Below are 20563 nucleotides of genomic sequence, written 5' to 3' on the forward strand. Positions count from 1 at the left end.
GTCTACTATGGACATTGTGTTTTTGGAAGCGGATACTTGTCGAAGTTGTCTCTCATGGACAATTCGTCTACCTCTTCTCGTAACGCGAGGTAGTCCGCCGAGGTCCGCGGACCAATATCAGGTTACGGCCCCGCACTCGATCATCACCGGAGTTGGTATGAATATGAAGCATCTTGTTTGCGCCGTCGCCCTGGCGTTGGGGACGGCAGGATTCGCGTTTGCAGAAGGTAACGCAACACTCAGAATCGGCATCGAAGCCGCCTACCCCCCATTTGAAAGCAAAACGGCGGCCGGTCAGCTACAGGGTTTTGATATCGACGTCGGCAACGCGGTTTGCGCAAAGATGCAGGTCAAGTGCATCTGGGTAGAAAATGCCTTTGACGGTCTGTTGCCAGCCCTGCAGGCACGCAAGTTCGATCTCGTCAACTCGGCCATGAACATCACGGCAAAACGGGAGCAGATCGTCGACTTCACGCCCGCGATCTATGTCGTCCCGATGGTCCTCGTCGCGCGAAAGAACTCCGGGCTCCTTCCTCAGGCTGACTCGCTGAAGGGTAAGCGCATCGGCGTTCTGCAAGGAGCAGTTCAGGATGATTTTGCCCAGCGCAACTGGAAACCGCACGGCGTAGAGATCGCGGAGTATTCGGACCAGAATCAGGTTTACGCTGACCTGGCGGCGGGCCGTCTCGACGGCTCGGTTCAGGAATATCAGACAGCACGTGAGGGCTTTCTGGACAAGCCGGAGGGGCGTGACTATGCGATCGTTGGCGCGCCACTGGAAGACCCTGTGACTCTCGGGAACGGCGTTGGTTGGGCATTCAGAAAGCAGGACGCAGCGCTGCGCAGCCGTGTTTCCAACGCCCTGGCTAAACTGAAAGCAGATGGGACGCTGAGCAGCCTGTCAAACAAGTACTTCAACCGGGACATCATCGCCAAGTAACATCCGCAACGAAGTCTACACAGAACGCGTCGCTTTATTCAGTCAGCGGCCTCGGTCTGGCCGCTCAATCCAAAGTCAAGAGGGAACAGTCATGAAGATCAAGGAATTCGCCGTCGAGCGCTGGATGGATCAATACGAGAACCAGTGTACGTATAACCTCGCAGAGACCTGCGTCGAATCTATGACGGTCGATGAACTTCTCACTATGACCGGCCGCCAGACATCCGTGCTCGATGAATTGCGGCCGATGAAGCTGACCTATGGTGCGATCGAAGGCACGCAACGCCTGCGCGAAGCCATTGCCGCCACGTACGCGCGACAATCTGCTACCAACATAATCGTGACGCACGGCGCAATCGGCGGTAACGCTCTCATCTATGAGACGCTGGTCGAACCCGGCGATACCGTGATTTCGGTTCTGCCGACCTATCAGCAACACTATTCGATTCCGGCAAGCTACGGCGCAAACGTGAAGACCTTGAAGCTTCGAGAGGAAAACGCGTTCTTGCCGGATCTCAACGAACTTGAGTCGCTCGTCGACGACAAGACGCGCCTCATCGCGATCAACAACCCGAATAATCCGACCGGATCGCTGATGGACGAAGCGTTCCTCGGCAAGATCGTCGAGATCGCGCGGCGCTGCGGCGCGTACGTGCTCTGCGACGAAGTCTATCGCGGGACCGACCAGGTTGGCAGCGGCTACACCGCGTCGATTGCAGACATGTACGAGCGCGGCATCAGTACGGCGAGCATGTCGAAGACTTACTCGCTCGCCGGGCTGCGTCTGGGCTGGATCGCCGGCCCGATCGAACTGATTCACGCAGTCGCCGTGCATCGCGACTACAACACGATCAGCGTCGGCATGATTGACGACTACTTCGCGACGCTCGCGCTCGAACATCGCGACGCGATCCTGAAGCGCAACCACGATATCGTGCGCACCAATCTTGCCATTTTGGAAGCGTGGGTCGAACGCGAGCCGATGATTTCGTGGATCAAGCCGAAGTCCGGCACGACAGCGTTACTCAAATACGCGTTCGACATGCCGTCGCGCCAGTTCTGCACGGACTTGCTCGACGCAACGGGTGTCATGTTTACGCCGGGTAGCGCACTCGATATGGAAGGCTATGTGCGCATCGGGTATGCGAACAACCGGACGGTCCTGGAGGAAGGTCTCGCGCGCGTGTCCGACTTCCTGCGCCGCAAAGTTAGCTGATTTGATTCAACAGATCGTTCGGGCAGGCCCGACCGCCGCCCGAATCGACCTCCCACACCGCGGGGTGTCGTGACGCTTGGGTCCGACCCGCGGTGCCGCTTGCCCAAAGTGCGTCACACATCCTCGCGCATTTGCTTCAGGTGCTTATAAACAGTCGCCCGCCCCATATCAAGGACATTGGCGATATAGTTCGCCGCACTCTTTCCGTTGAATGCCCCTTCGGCATACAAGGCTTCCACGAGCTCGCGCTTGTGGTCACGCGAAAGCGAATTGAGTGCGAGCTGCCGCTCGCGCAACCAACCATGCAGGAAGGAGTTAATCCGCTCCTGCCAATCGTCCTTGAACAGTTCCTCCGGCGGTCGCACCAGCCCGGCGCCCGTGATGAACAAGTCGAGTACCTTTTTGACGTCGTCGAACGCCGCGACATTGAAGTTAATGCACATAACGCCGACGGCGTCCGACGACTCACTGGGCAGCAGCATACTCACACATCGCATCCGGCGGCCGTCCCAGTTCATCTTCTCATACGGCCCCATCACTTCTTCGTCTGCGGTTCCTTCGATTTCCTCCAGAGCAGAATCGTCGCCAACCGCGCGCTTTGACAGGTTGTTGGCAATGTACGCGATTGACTGGCTCGTCAAGTCATGGATGACCACTTCCGCATAGGGAAAAAACAGTGCAGCGACGCCGTCGGCAATACTCCGGTATCGACTGAGCAGCAGTTGATCGGCGGTGGCTTTTTTCTGTTTTCGGGAAGGCATCGATCGTCGGTCTCTTGTGGCGAAACACACATGATATTACTTCGCCGACCTCAGCGCGACTCCGCGTTCCATACCGAAGCCTGTATTGAGTTCATGCCGCCTTTACACCGGCTGCCATCGGGTCCGTAATCAGGTGTCGTCCCGACTGATCCTGGAGTAAACTTACGACTCCAGTTTTGACAGCGCTTTATATAAGTAACGATGCGTCGTCGGACGGTTTGCTTTCGCTCATCTGCTCAACACGTACCTGCCACCCTCACCGGGTGACTTTTCCACGGTCGCTCACCACCACGCCTTTTGGACGCAGCAGCACCGGGCGGTTTGAAGCCTGCTCCTGAAAGCCGACTTCGGGAGGCCTGCTCCCATCTTCAGTACAGCACCGCAGGCGCTCGCCTGCGTTCGTGACACACTAAGGTATCCTTATCTATAAGCGGCACGCGGGAACGTCACATGTTTGCACACCAGATCCGGTAATTGCGACGGTGGCCGCCCGCTTACGTAAGAACTAAGAGCACCAACAATTGCAATGGCTGCAATACTGCTCTGCGTCAACTTGACGCCGATTTAGTCAACAAGGCTTTCGACGGCGTGCGTAAGTACCGCACCGCGACCGCGAGCACGAGCCGATCCAGCCTACTACGGCTTGCCCAGATTCGTATTGATGCAGTCTGCCAACACGTTTGCGTCGACAGGGTTCTCAAAAATGGCGATGACACCATCCTTGTTCAGTTTCGCAGTGAGATCGGCTGTCGGAAACGCCGTGATAAAAATTACGGGTACAACGAAGCCCTGACTTACGAGTCGGTCGTGCAGCTGCACCCCAGTTATATTCGGCATTCTCACGTCGGTAATCAGGCATGCGACGTCACTCATGATGTTCGACCGCAAGAATTCGAAACCGGAGGCAAACGGGCGCACATCCCAGCCCATCGAATTCACCAGACCAGCGATCGCGATCCTGACGGCCGCGTCATCGTCCACGACAGCAATAGTTTTTTTGGTTCGGTATGCACGTGAATTCCAGACAATGTAAGTCTTTCATCTTGCCCTGAATCGGCGAAACGCAACGACACGATGAGTAGCCTAGTCCTTAAAGACCAGTCCGGGAAGAGTACAAAGGTACGGGGTATGCTAGTCCTTTGGTAAGCGCAATGTCCGGTGACCGAGCAACGCCACAGCGCTGTCTGCAGGTAGCCAGAGATCGACCCGTGCGCTCGCAGCCAGCTGCGGAAATACTCCCCCGTGATGCAACTGCTCGCGCGATTACGCATAGGGTACTAGCCATTTTTTGCACGCGAAACAATGCCCAACGATCCGAGCTTGCTGACAAGCTCGGCAACCGAACGCACAGACAATTTTTTCATGACCTGTCCGCGCTGCATTTTCACCGTGACTTCGCTGACATTCATTTCTGTAGCAATCTGCTTGTTCAGGAAGCCGGCGAGAACGAAACCGGCAACTTCCCGCTCGCGAGGCGTGAGACTTTCGTATGCCGCACGCACCAAGTCGACGGACCGTTCGACGCTCAGCCGCTCCCGATCCTTCGCCAGAGCGTGCGATACAGCGTCAAGCACGTCCTGGTCGCGGAACGGCTTGGTCAAGAAGTCCATGGCACCAGCTTTCATCGCCTTCACTGACATTTCAATATCACCGTGACCAGTGATAAAAACAACGGGCATTCGCAAGCCGTGGCGGCCCATCGCGTCCTGAAACTCCAGACTATTTTCGCCACGCAATCTAACATCGAGGATCAGACAGCTCGGAGCATTGTGCTTCGAGGACGCCATAAAGTCCTGTGACGAAGCAAATGTCTCGACTGACAGCCCGACAGATTCAAGCAACCCGCGAAGACTCCTACGCATCGCGTCTTCGTCGTCGACGACGTACACAATCGATTCAGGGGAGTTCGCGGAGGCCTCGCATGAAACGATGACAGGTTTGACAACAGACATACGCCCCTCAGGAAATCGCGCTGTGTAAACAAGTTTAACGTCGCGTTTTTAAGCATGCAGTTACACCCGAACTGGGCCTCATGTGAGTCGCCGGGTGTATTCTGATGTGACAGAGCGAAAAGGGCGGCAGATGAATGCTACCTATGCTTACGGCCATGAAGTCCCGACGCAACTGACTGCGATCACTGACCGGGATGTCAAACTCGATCTCATTGCGGACGTATGGGACGAGTTTGTGAGGATCGCAGCATCAATCCGTTCAGGCAAATGTACCGCAGTCGACGCCATTGCCCGCTTCGGCTCGGCTGCGCGCGGGCAAGCCGTATATGAAGGCGGGGTTCACATCGGGCGCCTGTTCAGAAGCATCTTTCTGATCGACTTTTTCACCAATACCGCGTTCAGGGCAGAGCTACAACATGCCTTGAACCGCGGAGAAGCCATCCACAACGTTCAACGCGCGATCCATATCGGCAAGCTACCCGTTGAACTGGCCCGACGTCAGGAATCGCTCTCGGCGGTATCTTCCGCCCTGACACTTCTTTCGAACATCTTGATGGCGTGGAAAACACTCACATGCAACGCGTTCTTGAAGATATTCAGGCAGCCATGGGCAAGCCACTGGAATCTGAACAGTTGAGGCGAATCGCGCCGACCCATCTGGAAGGAATCAATTTGCGCGGGACGTTCAATTTCCCGGTGGCGCGGTACGCGCGCCGAATCCTTCCAAGTCTCGACAGTGATCCGCACGTATCGACCGCCAGTCGTCGGGCCTGAGCTGAAGTCCCGAGCATTGAGTCGAAATTGCAGGCGGCGGCTGCAATGCGGGGCTCCTACCATCCCGCTAGCCCGCAAAGGGGAGTCAGCAGATGCTTGATTCGAGAAGGAATTTATAAGGGGCCGTAAGGGAGAGCCCCGCCCGGCTTAGGTGCGGCTAACCGGAAACCTGCACGAAAATCAAAGGCACACCTGAGCCACCGTCTATAACGGCCGGCACGAGCCGCTTACCATCGGCAATGCGTTGTGGTGGAAGCACTTTCTGCACCTCAGCAACGAGGCCTGGATATTCTGCGTTCTGCGGGTCGAGTATCCATTGCACTTCCTGAATGCCGAGAAAGAGCGTAAGCGGCTCGTGCCGGCCGTTATAGACGGTGGCTCAGGGCGACTTCAAAGTGATGCCCATCATTTCCAAGCTGATGGGCACCACTTTTGCACAATCTGCGGAGAAGAAGCCGGGTTCCCGAACGGGGCGGCCGAAGCACATGATCGTCAAGGGGCAATTGAACGATGGCGGCCCGACCGCTCGCTCTTACTGCGACAGAACCTTCGGGATTTGCTCCGATGATTCGCCTTCTGGGGCAGGGGCTGGCAAATAACGGGTAAAAAGGGAGTTTCTCAGAAAACGAATCGAGGAAAAGAATGCGGCCACTTTCACCTGATTCAGCCAGAATCGCAAACCACCTGCTCGATGCTAACTATTCCGCTCAGGAAATAGCCGAAACCGTCAATTGGCGCCGCACCCCGCAAGGCCAAGGCGCGTTGGCGGAACTGGGTGCTATGGTACCCCCGTGGAGACGGGAGTATCTGCTCGCCGATCCCACGCCCTACCAGATCGAGGATATCGAGCAACACCGCCTGAACCGTGCATCCGGATTCTCCATGCAGCCCATGCCGCCTGCTTCACTGCCGTCATCGTTTGCGCCCAGGGACGTCTCGCCTGACTCAACGGCCTTGCTGGCCTCACAATCCAGTGCATTCTTTGCTGAACCACGCATGCCGCACGACATAGCCAACGGTTTAAATCAGGCGCGAAGAGCCGCCGGAAAAGACAGCGCTGGCTATACGGTGGCAGACATAACGCCGGTCGTTCGCGGTATTTTGGCCGCTCGCGGAAAAGGCCCAGATCCCAGTATGGCTTCCGCCTTTCAATCAGCCATGAGCTTGCCGCCACAGGTACTGACGAGCGCCCCGATCCACCAGCACAATCCCCAGGACTTTTCCGGGCCGCCTTTGCCCACGGGTGAGTCTGTTGACAGTAGGGCAACCGATTTCACCCATCCATCGAGCTATTCCCATGCCTCTGGACAATATCCGCCCCCTCCAGCCTCATCGTTCCCCGGTTCGGCGACGCACCGGACTATAACGCCGGCTCCCGCCAGCCAGGGTAAGGGGTGGGCTGCCCCCTATCCCCCCTCCTTACAGGCTTCTGGCTCCAGCACGACCCGGTCAATTCCAAAATCCACGGCGTACTGGCGTCAGAAGGTGGTCGACCCGGCCACGGGCGAAACCGTGTCAAAAGGCGCGCTGGCACAGCGTCAGAAGGTGGTCGATCCGGCCACGGGCGAAACCGTGTCGAAATCCGCGGCCTGCTGGCGTCAGAAGACGGTCGACCCGGCCACGGGCGAAACCGTGTCGAAAGGCGCGCTGGCACAGCGTCAGAAGGTGGTCGATCCGGCCACGGGCGAAACCGTGTCGAAATCCGCGGCCTACTGGCGTCAGAAGACGGTCGACCCGGCCACGGGCGAAACCGTGTCAAAAGGCGCGCTGGCACAGCGTCAGAAGATGGTCGACCCGGCCACGGGCGAAACCGTGTCAAAAGCCGCGCTGGCAAAGCGTCAGAAGGTGGTCGACCCGGCCACGGGCGAAACCGTGTCAAAAGGCGCGCTGGCACAGCGTCAGAAGATGGTCGACCCGGCCACGGGCGAAACCGTGTCGAAAGGCGCGCTGGCACAGCGTCAGAAGGTGGTCGACCCGGCCACGGGCGAAACCGTGTCAAAAGGCGCGCTGGCACAGCGTCAGAAGGTGGTCGACCCGGCCACGGGCGAAACCGTGTCAAAAGGCGCGATGGCAAAGCGTCAGAAGGTGGTCGACCCGGCCACGGGCGAAACCGTGTCGAAATCCGCGGCCTACTGGCGTCAGAAGGTGGTCGACCCGGCCACGGGCGAAACCGTGTCAAAAGCCGCGCTGGCAAAGCGTCAGAAGCGTCGCAGTGAACCGTTCCGGACAGAAGCTGACGGAAACCAATCCGCGCGGGCCCAGGAGAGGACGGAGAACCCGGCCGCCGCCGGCCGCCCGGTTGTGGCCCTGTCCAGCATGCAGGAGGCCGCGTCGCGGAGCTGGAATGCCGGGGACCGATTTTCCATTCCCAGCTTCGACGGCAATCCGCAAGAGTTCACGGTCAGCCGGAACCGGCATGGTACGTGGCCTATCCGCTGAGCCTGCGCCATCTTGAACAGATGATGGCCGAGCGCGGGATTGCGGTCGATCATTCGACGGTTCATCGTTGGGCACTCAAACTGTTGCCGGTCCTGGAGAAGGCGTTTCGACGGCGCAAACGGACGGTCGGCAGGAGCTGGAGGATGGACGAGACCCACATTCGAATCAGGGGTAAGTGGCGGTATCTCTACCGGGCTGTCGACAAGGCAGGCAACACCGTTGATTTTCTGCTGCGAGCCCGACGGGACAAGGCTGCGGCCCGGGCCTATTTCGAAAAGGCAATCGACCAGAATGGCGAACCCGAGACCGTGACGCTCGATAAGAGCGGATCGAATCTGGCTGCCTTGCAGGCGATCAACGCCAGGCGGAATCTGCCGATCAAGGTCCGCCAGTAAAAGTATCTGAATAACATCGTCGAGCAGGACCACCGCGCGATCAAGCGCCGGACCCGCCCGATGCTCGGGTTCAAGAAATTTCGTTGCGCCCGCATTCTCCTGGGCGGCATCGAAATACATGCACATGATCGTCAAGGGGCAATTGAACGACGGCGGCGTTGATCAAACTCCCGCGCAGCAATTCTATTCACTGGCTGGATAAGGAATCCATACCATATCGGACTTGGCCGACCTCTCGTTCTTTCAGTGCCATGCTCATCGACTGCGCGCCACAGCAGATACGGCTCCCCGCGCAGCGTCACGAACATCTCATCCAGATGCCATGTGTTGCCCCGCTTGCGCCGCGCCGTCTTTGCACGCTGGGCGAATCCAGCGCCGAACTTGTCGCACCAGCAACGGATTGTTTCGTACGTGACGACGACACCACGCTCGAGCAACAACTCCTCGATATCGCGCAGGCTCAGGCTGAACCGGTGAAACCGGAACTTCGCGTCTCCGGCTGGAACACTGGCATTGCAGTGGTAGTTCTATCAATACAACCTTTAACCGTGGAGAATGCAAATGAACCCATCGTGCATTGATCGACATGACGGCCTTGATCCTGGTTTGTACTCAACCCGGGACGCGACCGGCCCGGAGAACGCTTCAGAATCAGCAATTCACCCATCGACATCGGGAGACTGCCGACTTTCTGGGTTGCAGCCATTTTCGGAGTTAGGGCCTCGGCCTAACGCTAGGATAAGAGTCAAATCCGACGTCTCACCGCACACCGGAGAAAACCGAGTCTTTGTTGAGCAGAAAGATTCGCTTTATATGCAAGGTCGAAACGGTCATTTTTACTCCATCCCTCAGAAATATATTTCTCCTTTCCAACGCCCACGAGGGACTTCCTTTTCTTTTACTCCGATGGGACTAGAAAGCCTTCGCAGAAAATACGATATGGTCCACGGAGTGCCACCTTTCCTTTACGACTTGCTAGACCTCAACCCGGCCAGCCCTCATCTAAAGCAAATAGCAACGGCACCGCATCTTTATCCTTATTTTAAAGACGAAAGGTTTTTAATTGTGCACAACACAAGCCATGATCCAAAATTTAAAGCACTTGAAAATCCACGGGCTCAAAAATTGAAGAATGAAGCGGTCATGCTGTGCGGGTGGTTCATTCATCCAGGTTTAGGCTGCCTTAAAAGCGAATCTCTCCAGCTTTTAGATGAATTGTCCGACGATGCTGCTGACAAGCCTCTGGTAAGAAAACTACAATCGAACTACGCTAGTATCAAGCAAGACGCAGACAATTTGGAAAAGAGGTTTTCCACTAGAGAAACTAGAAGCATAGGCGAAATGAAAAAGAATGGAGAATATTTGGCTAGCATCCTGGATCTTAATCCAAATCACATTCCCCTTCTCGAGAGCCTAAAGCAGAAGGCCCATAATCATTTGAAGGTACAATATGGCATCAACGAATTCGATGACGTTGATTTGTATTTCCATTTCCCGTATCCAGACAGCACGACAACGCTGCACCTGCACATCCGCGCTAATCAGGGACTGCATCCCTTGGAGAAAGCGAAATCGTTCACTCTTGACGAGTTAATAGATGGATTGTCGTCGGGGAAAAGGATCGACGACATAATTTTGGACCGTCAGGCCACGTACAATGGGAAGATATTCAGAGATCCGGACAGAAGCATCGAGGAATTTCAGAATCTCCCGGGAGTCACTCTATCCAGTGACTCAGAGAATCTTCACCGCCTGAAAGGCTCGTCAAGCCAACCACTATGGATGCGTTCGCGAGACGATCTGTTCTTATACAGATGACTATCATCGGCCTGAGGGTGTGTGGAAAGGCTTTGTCCGGATGGGTACAAGTTCCCGTGCTATGGACGCGACTACGCATTTTTGACGCAAAGCGGTTTGCCGAAGGCGTTCCACCGGTTCAGCAGGTTGGCGATGCTTACGCCTTCGCCTTCCTGCGACGCATGTGAACGGCGGTTGAAAACCGACAATAGGCGGCGGCGTCATAGTGCGGCCCACACGCGCATGAAGACAGACATCGTGGAAATGTTCAATGCACAGTGAACGGGATGTTGATTCCGGGCACGGCGTAGGGAGCCCGTAGGGCGACTGGAGACGTGCCCGGAATCGGGGCGGGCCGTCCGCATGGTAGAAAGGCGTTTGCCAAAGAAGAACAACAGGCGCAGCGCCGGCCTCAACCGCCAAGTCCAGTCCGGCGCTGCACCTCCACAGGGTATCCATATGGCGGGCCTGTCGGCCGGCCGGAGAGCCGAGTGAGCCGAGTGAGCCGAGTGAGCCGAGTGAGCCGAGTGAGCCGTCAGTATCGCATTGCTCACGCGGCCCGTCGACTTCGTTCGACTCCTCCTCATCTTTGGCGTTCTGGAGGAGCCGCCAATGCAGCCGCCCACGGGCCGCCTGTTCGTGTGCGCCCGTTGCCGGGCGCAGGTCATCGTCTGCCGCCGTTGTGATAACGGCCAGACTTACTGCAATCGCGACTGCGCCCAGGCTTCACGACGAGCCAGCCTGCGCGAGGCTGGTCGCCGTTACCAGCGCAGCCGGCGCGGTCGTATGGCACATGCCGCCAGGATGCGCCGCTATCGCCAGCGGCGCGAGAAAGTGACGCATCACTCTTCCGTCGAGCCCATCGCTGATGCTCTACTGAGCGCGACTTCGACGACTTCGACGACATCGGCCATTGAGACGACTGCCACGGTGGCAGCCACGCCGTCGCTCGGGCATTGCCGCTTCTGTCACTGCACATGTGAGTTTGTGCGTCATGGGCCATTGCGCCGTCGGGTCTTCCATGCGGTTCGTACTGCTACCGAACAAAAAGGAACCGACCCATGACCATCAAGACTGAAGTTGAGGCGCAGATCCTGCGTTATTACCACGTCGAGAAATGGCGCTGCGGCACCATCGCGCGCCAGTTGCATGTGCATCGCGGCACCGTGCAGCGTGTGCTGGCCCAGGCGGGCCTGCCGCGGGTGGGCGGTCTGCAGCGGCCCTCGCGGATTGATCCGTACCTGCCGTTCATCTATGAGACGCTCAAGAAGTTTCCCTCACTCACGGCTAGCCGTCTGTACGCGATGGTGACCGAGCGTGGTTACCGGGGCAACATTCACCATTTCCGTCACCTGGTCGCGATCCATCGTCCACGGCCAACACCGGAAGCCTATCTGCGGTTGCGCACCATGCCGGGAGAAGTGGGTGAAGTCGACTGGGCCTCATTCGGCCACCTGCAGATCGGTCGCGCGCGCCGGCCGCTGATGGCCTTCGTGATGGTGCTGTCGTGGTCGCGCCAGATCTGGCTGCGCTTCTTCCTCGATGCCCGCATGGACAGCTTCCTGGCCGGCCACATGGGCGCCTTCGAAGCCTGGTCCGGCGTGCCGAGGGTCCTGAAGTACGACAATCTGCGCAGCGCCGTGCTCGAGCGTCAGGGCGATGCGATCCGCTTCAATCCGGCGCTGCTCGCGTTTGCCAGCCATTACCGGTTCGAACCCAGGCCGGTAGCAATCGCCCGGGGAAACGAAAAGGAGTTCGCGGCATAATGCACCTCATCTGTCATTTCAGGGGGAAGTTACGTCTGCAGCCGCCTTGCGGCGAGTTCTGTTCTTGTGCGCGAACCTCCTGGGAGCGTCGACGCCAGGGCGCTCATAGAGGTACTGGCCGTTATCGTTATATTGGTATGCCTTGAGCAGCCCCGCCCGTCGCCAGTCGGCAATGGTGGCCGTGCATACCTTGAGATACTTCGCTATCTCCGTGGCGCTCAACAGTCCCCGCGCCCTTAGGCGCTCGTATTGCGTCTTCAACCCGTAATCGATACGGATCCGGCGTACCATCAGCCTCCTGAACGGCAAACCCTCGCCAGAGCGCATACCACTCGCATTGAGTAATTCCGCGGTTTCGTGATCAGTGTGTCCTTCCAGCAAACGATCGATTTCGGCAACGACCGCTGCCGGGGTCTGTCTCAACTGCCATGATGGTTTGGGCAACGACAGACGCAGTTCACGGGTCGCGCCACCCTTGAAGCGCACCCGGGCAATGATTCCGGAGTCCTTGAGCAGCGTCACGTCGGCAATCAACAGACGGGCCATACGCTTCTTCTCGCGCTCCGGTGTCTGGGGGTCGTTCCACAGGCGCGGGAAGTCCTGTGCAAGTGCCATGATGCTCTCACGCTGCTTTTCGTCGAGCTGGGCACTCGCCGTTTCGCATTGTTTTTCATAGCGCTCCTGGGCAGCAGCAAGCGTTCTCAGTGCATGGTTCCACTCGGCTTCCAGCGAATCGGCTACAAGACGGTTGTCGGGATCGACACGCATGTAACGACGACGGGCCAGCTCGACTTCATAGTTTGCCCGCTCGATCTCCTGACGACGCAACCTGTCGAACTCACCGGATCGATTCTCCAGTTCCTTCTGTACCGCGAGCGCGACCTGAAGCGTCACGGGTGTAACGGTTTCCACCAGAAGCCTGCCGACTGCCTGGTCGAGTTCAGCACCGTTGATTTGCTGGCATGGTCGCCCTATAGCTTCGTTGATGCTGCGGCTCTGGCACACGTAGTCTGGCACGCGGCGCGTGTCGTGGACATGGTAACGGATCGTCATCCGGTCACCGCAACGCCCACATATCGCGAGCCCCTGCAGCAGCGCTGGGCCTTCGCGCGGGGCACCGAGGTCGCGCTCACTGCCGTGGGCCTGGGCATTGTCGTGCAGGATCCGCACGTGCTCTTCGAACTGCTCCCACGTGATGTAGCCTTCGTGCGCGTCCCGAATGAGGGCAGTCCATTCCTCCACAGGCAATGCTTGCCATACCTGCTTGCCGTCGGGAAGTTTGCGCGTACGTGTGCGTCCAAAGCAGAATGCTCCGGTGTAGCGGGGATGGTGAAGGATTCATAGTGCACGTGAGTGATCGAGCTCGTCCCACTGGACGTCACCTTTGTGTGGGCCCCGATAGATCCGGCGCGGAAACTTCAGCCCCGCTCTACGAAAGGCCTTGACGGTAGCCATGGCCGAAGCGGTGCGACGAAACGTGAGGAAGAACTCGCGGATACTTTCCTGAATCCGCTGATCGGGATCCAGACTGACACTTCCCTCACCATCGTAGACGAAGCCGATGGGCAAACGTATCTCAAGCTCTCCACGTTGCGCCTTGTTCTCGCGCAGCGCATACTGGCGTTCGGTGCTCTCAGTGTTTTCGAACACCTGCCGCAGGGTCGACTGGCGCACGTAAAGGTAGGCGTTTCTCGAGAGATGCCTGGCCTGTATCTTTCCGGGTGTATGGACAGTCATGCCGTCTCCTCCAGTGCGTTCGCAAGCACCATTGATGTCAGGATATTGATCAGGTCCTGGCGGATACCCGCGCCCGGGCCTGTATCGTGAACTGTGGCGCGCGCAACTGCGGTACATGGGGTCTCACGCATGCCTGCGATCCACGCCGCCATGCCCTTGAACATCAGGAGCGTGCGCCCGCGCCCCGACGGGGAGCTTCCCCGTTTCTCGACCACATCGACGCGCAAGGCTTCGTAACTCTCGACCAGCGCTCCGGGATCCGGCGTTACGGTCGCCGGGGATTCACTGGCGTTTTTTTTTCGGCTGCCGCTGTAACGCGCGCTCTATGGTACGGCGGTGCACAGTCAAACCGAATTTCGCCGCGATGCGTTCGAGCAGTTCGTTCGTGCCCAGACCACCCTCGGCATCGCGCGTCTGCTCGATGAAGTCCAATACTTCCGCAGTGATCTTGTGAGCACCGCGCGGCCCCCGCTTGTCTGGGAGCAGCCCTGCCAGTCCCTCACGATCGAACTCGGCCTGCGCCTTGTAGAAGGTTGGCCGCGATACGCCAAACCGCGCCGCCACCTCGGCGATGGGTTGCCCCTCGGTTCGCACGCGGCGAAGCATCTCGTAGCGTACCTGCACCAAGTCCCGTGGATCAAAGAAGTCGCTGGCAACGAACGCTGGATCACGGACATCCTGCGCATGCGGATTCAGGGTCCCGCTCTCGTGGAGTGCGGCTAGTTTTGGATCGGGTTTTCGGGCTCGTCGCATGTAATATAAATTATGCCTCATAGTCGCAAATGTCAAGGAGAAACAAGGCTTTCCATTGAACATTCACTATCCATGTCCGACGAACTAAGTCGTTTATCTTGCCGCAAAGATGCGCACCCTCCACATTTCGGCGCGCCTGATTGCCACGGGCATATTTTAGTTTACGTATACGGCGTTATTTCCTTGACGACTTGCGTTTTACCGATTTGGTGCCGGCTGTCGCGCTGATCTCCCGGTGTCGGGCGATAAGCCCAACCAGATGCAGCAGGTCTTCTACGCGGAATGTGGATCGTCCTTCGGACAGGACTTCGAATGGATCGGGCGCTGAGACGCTTGTCCACGAAGCCGGGAGGCGTCTCAGCCTGCCCGAAACATCGTGGAAGTACACACGCTCTTCGCCCCAGGCACAGCGGCGCTCAAGCAGCACAAACTCTTGTCCGCGCAGGGGATGGAAAGGGTGAGTGACACGTACAAGCTGTGTGTCGCTGATCGGATCGCGTGCGGTTGACGGTCTATGGGAAAGGTCGCGTCGAAAGAGCAATTCGTTTCGCACGCGAGAGCTTCTTTGCCGCGCGCAAGTACGCCGATCTCGATGATCTGAACGCCCAGGCCGCACAATGGTGCGCGGGCGTGGCAGCCGATCGTCCATGCCGGGAGGATCCGGCGATCACTGTGCGCGAAGCCTTCGAGCGCGAGAAGCCGAGCCTGCTCGCATTGCCGGAGAACCCGTACCCGTGCGAACTGCAGCTTGCCGTGACAGCCGGCAAGACGCCCTATGTGCGCTTCGACCTGAACGACTACTCGATACCGCACACGCATGTGCGACGCACGCTCACGGTTCGTGCCGACCCGCATCAGGTGCGCATCCTCGATGGCGCCGGTATCGTCGCCGAGCATGCTCGCAGTTACGACCGCGGCGCGCAGATCGAGATCGCGACGCACATCGATGCGCTGGTGGAGCACAAACGTGAGGCTCGCCATCACCGCGGCCTGGACCATCTCGCGCACGCCGCGCCGGCTTCCCGGACACTGATGCTGCGCGCGGCCGAACGCGGCAGCAATCTGGGCAACATTACCGCGCAGCTGCTGCGATTGCTCGACCGGTATGGCGCCGCCGAACTGCAGGCCGCGATCGAGGAAACCCTCGCGAGCGGCGCCGCACCGCACCAGAACCCGGTGCGCCTGGCGCTGGAGCGCCGGCGGGCTGCCCGGGGAGCCCCTCCGCCCATCGCCATCAAGTTCCCGGAACACGTGCGCGACAAGGACAAGCGCGTGACGCCACACCGGCTCGACATCTATGACCAGCTCACGCGGGAGGCCGATGATGAACAGGACTGAGCAGTTGCAGGAGCGTGCCAATGCGTTGCGGATGTATGGATTGCTGGCGCACTGGAGCGAGATCGCCGACGCGTCATGGGTCGAGCCGTTGCTGCAGTGGGAAGAGCAGGAACGCGCGCGCCGTTCGCTCGAGCGGCGAATCCGCGACGCCCGCCTGGGCAACTTCAAGCCGCTGGCAGACTTCGACTGGGCGTGGCCCAAACGGATTGACCGCGGCGCGCTCGAGGAACTGATGGCGCTCGAGTTCGTCAGGGAGAAGTCCAACGTCGTGCTGATCGGGCCGAACGGCGTGGGTAAATCGACACTCGCACTGAACCTCGCGTACCAGTCGCTCATACACGGCTACACGGCGCTCTTTACCACTGCTGGCCAGATGCTAGGCGAACTGGCCGCACTCGACAGTGACTCGGCGCTGCGCCGGCGCCTGCATCGCTACGCTTCGCCCGAAGTGCTCCTGATTGACGAGGTGGGCTACCTGTCGTACTCGAACCGCCATGCCGACCTGCTGTTCGAGCTGGTGAGCCGCAGATACGGCGCCGCGAGCACAGTGGTTACAACGAACAAACCGTTTGCAGCATGGTCGGAGGTGTTCCCGAATGCAGCCTGCGTCGTGTCACTGGTCGATCGCCTCGTGCATCGCGCCGAGGTCATCGCGATCGAGGGCGAGTCGTATCGCGTCAAGGAAGCGCGCGAGCGGGCCGAGCAGCGCTCCAGGAGGCGTAACGCTGCGCGCCCGGAGAAGAAGCCGTGAGCCGCCGCACGCACCTGCCTTCGGGCCTGTCTCGCGGGCTGGACTTCCTGATTGACGCCGACTGGTCACCCCAGCAGGCGTTCGCCGTGTTCGAGCTGCTCAGCGATCTGCGCGCGCGCATCTGGATGCGTTACGGCGCTGAGTTACACGAGCTGATCCGCGTGCAGCGTTCACCGCCCACCGATGCCGATATCGACGACGTCGAGGGCGGGTTCTGATCCTGCTTTACTCGCCCTGCGGGCCACAGTGCCTGCGACGCATGGTCCAGTGTTTAACTCAACCTTGCGCCGCCGTCTGGTGTCGGATTTACGCCGCCGCCAACAACGCAAGCTCCTGCGTCAGCAGGCGCTCGCCGATACAGCGCTTGATGCGCGAGATCTGTGCCTCGGGCGTTGTCACGTTGTCAAGGGCGGTCGAGTAAGATGACCATCAAGTGGTTGCGGGTTTTTCGAGGCGCCCGAATTTGTCTGCGAGCCGCATCAGGACTGGGTTGCGGGCTCGTCGCGGGCAGATCGGTTAAAGTCAAGGGTTTGGGGGTTGAAAATGGCTACAAACCCATGCTGGCAGGCGATTCCCACGAAATTGAGCGTCGAGCAGTTCGAGCAGTTCGAGCAGTTTGTCTGGCCGCACCTCTGAACAAAGCCGCCGACAAGCTGTTTGCCGGGATCCGAGAGGGCGCGGTCATGATGACCGACAGCTACGAACCCTCCAACGACATCGCCCGACGCCACCAACTCGTGCACCGTGGCTGTTGGGTTCATCTGAGACGGTACTTCATCAAGGCAGAGGACAGCGTACCGAAGGCTGCCCGAACGCTCGATCTGCTTGCGACGCGATTCATCAAATTGATCGCATCGGTTCGAATATTTTGCCCCGTCTCTTCCGTGCTTGGACGCTTGGCTGTCACGGCTTCGTAGTGTCCCTGCTGGTCCCAAATAACTACGTGGTGTGTGAACGGGGCGCTCGCGCCAGAAGCCGAAATGAATTCCCTGCTCGTCACGGGGTATTGCGCGTCTAGGCCCGCTTCGACTACCCCAACCTGTATGTTTACGTTGTAGCGCTCATTGACAAGCCTCGTGAGGGTCTTGGCCGCTCCACCAACGCCGGTATCCAGATGCAGCATCCTGTCGTTGCTGTCGGACGGATTTTTCACGTCGTACTCGCGGCGCAACTCGTTAACTTCGTTGTCGAGATTGCTGTCCTTCAAATCCGGCCTGAGGTGTTGCACCAACGCATAGATCGCGCAGTTGCTCCCCGTTCCCGGGTTGGAAATGACCTGCAGGTCATGTTTGGTCAGGTATGCCCTAAAAGCGTTGTTGAGATCGGCGAATCCCAACATCTGCTGCTCCCGGTTATCGTCGGAGATTTCAGACGGTTCTTCGTTCTTGTCAGCCTGATTGACCACGACGTTATTCGTGCGATTCGAAGTATGCGTCGTGTTGCTTTGAATGGCTTGCAGTTCAGGTTTGGCCAGTATCCAGAAAGCCTTCTCCTGCAGACTGCGTGCGATGGCTTCCTCCACCGCAGCTGCGTCGGCACTATCCATTTCGTCGGCAGTGCGGGCCTTCTTTTGTCCGACCGTGCCGTACTTAGCCAAAAGTGTTTTCTGGTCAGGGACTGCTGAGCGAACGTTTTCCACCGCTGACGTCCCTTGGCTCGAACTCAAGTCGCGATGGGCATTAGCGCCAATATTATTCTGGACTCTTGTCTTTAGCCCTGCCAATTGACCGCTCGCGCACAAGGAGGATGCGGAATTAGGATTAGTGGGCGATTCTTCACCCGTACTCGTTGCCGTGAGATCGGTGGAAATGTTACTTGAGCTAGATACGCTGGAGATTGGCATGCCTGTTCCACGATGAATGACGGTTTTGAACTGCAGTTCGGCTGCTCGTGCCTAGGTTCCGTCGCGATGAGGACGGCAGGCCGAGCATGTTCCCATATAGATAAGATTTGTTATGTCACAAGCGAGTAGAACTGAGCGGCTGCCGCTTGGTCATCGCCGTTCGTTTATCACCTGCACTTTGCGAATCATATGCATCTATGAACGCGTCCCGTTTGCGCCAGTTTTTCGCGTGTTGTGACTGACAGGATTGGCTGCTGCTCTATATCCGGGCTTGTTGCAGTCGGCATTGCCGCTGCGGCCCACTATGAAATCCGCTGACTCGCACCTCATTCACTTCACGAGCTCAAGGATCTTATGCATATGCAGGTTTTGCAAGTCCCGGTCCTACCTGGTTTGTCATCACACCCGATTCCAACGCAACCTTTCGACGATCATCCTGCGTTAAACGTTAATCTCGTACTCCGCACTTCCCGCTCACGCTAGTTTGACACTCACGTACCCTTTCTCGTAAAGCCGTTCATGGGCCAGTATCGCCCAGATCGTCCCCGCCATCTTGTTGGCCAGTGCGACCACTGCCACATTCAGCGGTCGGCGCTTCCTGATCTGCTCGACCCATACGCCGGGCTCCGTCACGCGCGCCAATACGCTGCGTGCGCCGTGGATTAGTAGCGTGCGCAGATAGGTGTCGCCGCGCCTGCATGCCATGCAGGTTCACCTTGCCGCCCGAGCCCGTCTGTTTCGGCACGAGGCCAGCCCACGCAGCAAACTCTCTGCCCGACCGGAATGCCTTTGCATCGCCCATCATTGCGACCGCTGCCGTCGCTGTCAGTGTCAGCAACCCAACGCCGGGAATCTGGCTGATGCTCTCACAGCCCGGTCTTCCTTCGCCCATTCGCGCATCCGCCGCTCGATCCCGCCATCTGCTCTTCCAGTTTTTGTCAGCCCGCACCACTGCTCGCGCAGCGTGTCGATAAGCACCGCTGGTAGACACTCGGCAACCCTCGCGAGCACTTCCGGTATAGCCTTGTCCAGCGCCGCCCGTCCTTTGCTCATCACCTCGCCGTATCCCGTCAGCAGGCCACGCAGCGCATTGATCTGCATCGTACGAAACTTCACCAACTGCTCGCGCATCCGGTGCAGCGCCAGCATCGCCTGCTGCATTTCCGTTTTGACCGCAACCGGCTTGCCGGGCTGCTGCACTGCCAGCCAGATTGCCCGCGCATCGGCCGCGTCATTCTTGTTGCGGATATTGAACGCTTTCACGAACTCCGCAGGCATCAGCCGGACCTCGTGCCTCTCCCCTTTTTTCCACCACTCACGGGTGGGACGCGTTCATTTCAATTCGTGTGTTCAGACTGACAGGATGGGTTGCAGCTCTCTATCCGGCCTTCATGCAGCCGGTACTGCCGCTGCGGGCCCCTATGAAATCCGCTGACTCACTCCTCACTCAGGCAACGAGCTCGAAGCTCGTATCGGTATACAGGATTAGCGAGTCCCAGGTTCTACCGGACTAGTCATCACACTCGATTGCTGCGCAACCTTTTGACGTTCACCTTGCCGTATCGAACGTTTATCTTCTACTTCACGCGAGCTATTCAGGCCGGCTTCACGCCTACATAGTCTTTCTGGTATGGTCGGTCATGGGCGATTACCGCCCAGATCGTCCGCGCCATCTTGTTCGCGAGCGCAACGATCACGACGTTCTTCGGTCTCCGCCTGATCAATTGCCCAACCCACGGGCCGGGCTCCTTCGCATGTCTCAACACAGCGCGCGCACCATGAATCAACAGCGTGCGCAGGTACGTGTCGCCGCGCTTCGATATGCCGTGTAAATTCACCTTGCCGCCTGAGCCTGTCTGCTTTGGTACAAGACCGGCCCACGCGGCAAACTCCCGGCCCGAACTGAACGCCTTCGGATCGCCCATCATCGCGACGGCTGCAGTCGCTGTCAGCAGGCCGACACCGGGAATCTCGCTAAGAGACCATTTCAAAAAGACCCCAAGGGGGCTGTTAACCTTTTCGGCAAGCTGTTAACCTTGGTCGTCTGAACAACTGGAACCAAGGGGATGGGCGCACCGATCATTGATGACGAACTGTGGGC

At 58.4% G+C, this 20563-nt stretch carries 15 protein-coding genes and 7 pseudogenes; 11 read left to right on the forward strand and 11 right to left on the reverse strand.

Features of this window, described 5'->3' with window-relative positions:
• The first annotated feature begins 157 nt into the window (after nt 1-157).
• Entirely contained in the window at nt 158-940 is a 783-nt protein-coding gene (locus AB4Y42_RS36200) for a transporter substrate-binding domain-containing protein (RefSeq protein ID WP_368692372.1), read from the forward strand.
• Nucleotides 941-1031: 91 nt separating this feature from the next.
• Nucleotides 1032-2156 carry an aminotransferase gene (locus AB4Y42_RS36205; protein WP_368692373.1) on the forward strand — a complete coding sequence of 375 codons (1125 nt, stop codon included), beginning with the start codon at nt 1032-1034 and terminating at the stop codon, nt 2154-2156.
• A 113-nt stretch (nt 2157-2269) separates the two neighbouring features.
• Here the strand turns inward: AB4Y42_RS36205 and AB4Y42_RS36210 are convergent, their stop codons facing one another.
• From AB4Y42_RS36210 to AB4Y42_RS36220, 3 genes are all read right to left on the reverse strand, one after another.
• The gene (locus AB4Y42_RS36210; protein ID WP_368692374.1) at nt 2270-2917 is read right to left on the reverse strand and encodes a transcriptional regulator; all 648 of its coding nucleotides are present in this window, start codon (nt 2915-2917) and stop codon (nt 2270-2272) included.
• Between the two features lie 636 nt (nt 2918-3553).
• On the reverse strand, nt 3554-3898 hold the full coding sequence (locus AB4Y42_RS36215) for a response regulator transcription factor (protein ID WP_368692375.1): 345 nt from the start codon (nt 3896-3898) through the stop codon (nt 3554-3556).
• 296 nt (nt 3899-4194) lie between these two features.
• Nucleotides 4195-4869 (reverse strand): response regulator transcription factor, encoded by a 675-nt coding sequence (locus AB4Y42_RS36220; protein WP_368692376.1) that lies wholly within the window; start codon nt 4867-4869, stop codon nt 4195-4197.
• 160 nt (nt 4870-5029) lie between these two features.
• Here AB4Y42_RS36220 and AB4Y42_RS36225 point away from each other — a divergent pair.
• The 3 genes and pseudogenes from AB4Y42_RS36225 to AB4Y42_RS36235 form a co-directional block, all read left to right on the forward strand.
• Nucleotides 5030-5643 (forward strand): annotated as a pseudogene (locus AB4Y42_RS36225) (Tn3 family transposase); the annotation flags it as partial.
• A gap of 1485 nt (nt 5644-7128) precedes the next feature.
• Entirely contained in the window at nt 7129-8082 is a 954-nt protein-coding gene (locus tag AB4Y42_RS36230) for a hypothetical protein (RefSeq protein ID WP_368696881.1), read from the forward strand.
• Nucleotides 8001-8679: pseudogene (locus AB4Y42_RS36235) on the forward strand (IS6 family transposase). The gene AB4Y42_RS36230 and the pseudogene AB4Y42_RS36235 overlap by 82 nt, the downstream one beginning before the upstream one ends.
• Here the strand turns inward: AB4Y42_RS36235 and AB4Y42_RS36240 are convergent.
• A pseudogene (locus AB4Y42_RS36240) lies at nt 8621-8956 on the reverse strand (IS6 family transposase); the annotation flags it as partial. The pseudogenes AB4Y42_RS36235 and AB4Y42_RS36240 overlap by 59 nt on opposite strands.
• 82 nt (nt 8957-9038) lie before the next feature.
• Between AB4Y42_RS36240 and AB4Y42_RS36245 the strand changes: the two are divergent.
• Nucleotides 9039-10295 carry a hypothetical protein gene (locus tag AB4Y42_RS36245; protein WP_368692378.1) on the forward strand — a complete coding sequence of 419 codons (1257 nt, stop codon included), beginning with the start codon at nt 9039-9041 and terminating at the stop codon, nt 10293-10295.
• A 1040-nt stretch (nt 10296-11335) separates the two neighbouring features.
• Nucleotides 11336-12025: pseudogene (istA, locus tag AB4Y42_RS36250) on the forward strand (IS21 family transposase); the annotation flags it as partial.
• 33 nt (nt 12026-12058) lie between these two features.
• Here istA and AB4Y42_RS36255 read toward each other — a convergent pair.
• The 4 genes from AB4Y42_RS36255 to AB4Y42_RS36270 all read right to left on the reverse strand — a co-directional run bounded on the left by AB4Y42_RS36255 (nt 12059) and on the right by AB4Y42_RS36270 (nt 15179).
• A complete protein-coding gene (locus AB4Y42_RS36255; RefSeq protein ID WP_368692393.1) occupies nt 12059-13378 on the reverse strand; it encodes a recombinase zinc beta ribbon domain-containing protein in 1320 nt (439 codons plus the stop codon).
• On the reverse strand, nt 13379-13777 hold the full coding sequence (locus tag AB4Y42_RS36260) for a hypothetical protein (protein ID WP_368692379.1): 399 nt from the start codon (nt 13775-13777) through the stop codon (nt 13379-13381).
• A 282-nt stretch (nt 13778-14059) separates the two neighbouring features.
• A complete protein-coding gene (locus AB4Y42_RS36265) occupies nt 14060-14593 on the reverse strand; it encodes a helix-turn-helix domain-containing protein (RefSeq protein WP_368692380.1) in 534 nt (177 codons plus the stop codon).
• Between the two features lie 112 nt (nt 14594-14705).
• Nucleotides 14706-15179, reverse strand: a complete 474-nt coding sequence (locus AB4Y42_RS36270) for a DUF5372 family protein (RefSeq protein ID WP_368692381.1) — start codon at nt 15177-15179, stop codon at nt 14706-14708.
• Here AB4Y42_RS36270 and AB4Y42_RS36275 point away from each other — a divergent pair.
• From AB4Y42_RS36275 to AB4Y42_RS36290, 4 genes and pseudogenes are all read left to right on the forward strand, one after another.
• Entirely contained in the window at nt 15161-15868 is a 708-nt protein-coding gene (locus AB4Y42_RS36275) for a hypothetical protein (protein WP_368696882.1), read from the forward strand. The two genes, AB4Y42_RS36270 and AB4Y42_RS36275, sit on opposite strands and share 19 nt — an antisense overlap.
• On the forward strand, nt 15855-16619 hold the full coding sequence (istB, locus tag AB4Y42_RS36280; protein WP_368692394.1) for an IS21-like element helper ATPase IstB: 765 nt from the start codon (nt 15855-15857) through the stop codon (nt 16617-16619). The genes AB4Y42_RS36275 and istB overlap by 14 nt, the downstream gene beginning before the upstream one ends.
• On the forward strand, nt 16616-16837 hold the full coding sequence (locus AB4Y42_RS36285; RefSeq protein WP_129964327.1) for a hypothetical protein: 222 nt from the start codon (nt 16616-16618) through the stop codon (nt 16835-16837). Before istB ends, AB4Y42_RS36285 begins: the two co-directional genes overlap by 4 nt.
• A gap of 420 nt (nt 16838-17257) precedes the next feature.
• Nucleotides 17258-17470: pseudogene (locus tag AB4Y42_RS36290) on the forward strand (transposase); the annotation flags it as partial.
• On the opposite strand, the gene AB4Y42_RS36295 reads toward AB4Y42_RS36290, so the two are convergent.
• From AB4Y42_RS36295 to AB4Y42_RS36305, 3 genes and pseudogenes are all read right to left on the reverse strand, one after another.
• Nucleotides 17377-18258, reverse strand: coding sequence for a hypothetical protein (locus tag AB4Y42_RS36295; protein ID WP_368696883.1), 882 nt, complete (start codon nt 18256-18258; stop codon nt 17377-17379). The pseudogene AB4Y42_RS36290 and the gene AB4Y42_RS36295 sit on opposite strands and share 94 nt — an antisense overlap.
• 678 nt (nt 18259-18936) lie before the next feature.
• Nucleotides 18937-19755, reverse strand: a pseudogene (locus AB4Y42_RS36300) (IS110 family transposase); the annotation flags it as partial.
• A gap of 302 nt (nt 19756-20057) precedes the next feature.
• Nucleotides 20058-20444: pseudogene (locus AB4Y42_RS36305) on the reverse strand (IS110 family transposase); the annotation flags it as partial.
• Nucleotides 20445-20563 lie beyond the last annotated feature (119 nt).

It is taken from the genome of Paraburkholderia sp. EG286B, from assembly GCF_040965655.1.
In the GTDB taxonomy this organism is placed as follows: Bacteria; Pseudomonadota; Gammaproteobacteria; order Burkholderiales; family Burkholderiaceae; genus Paraburkholderia.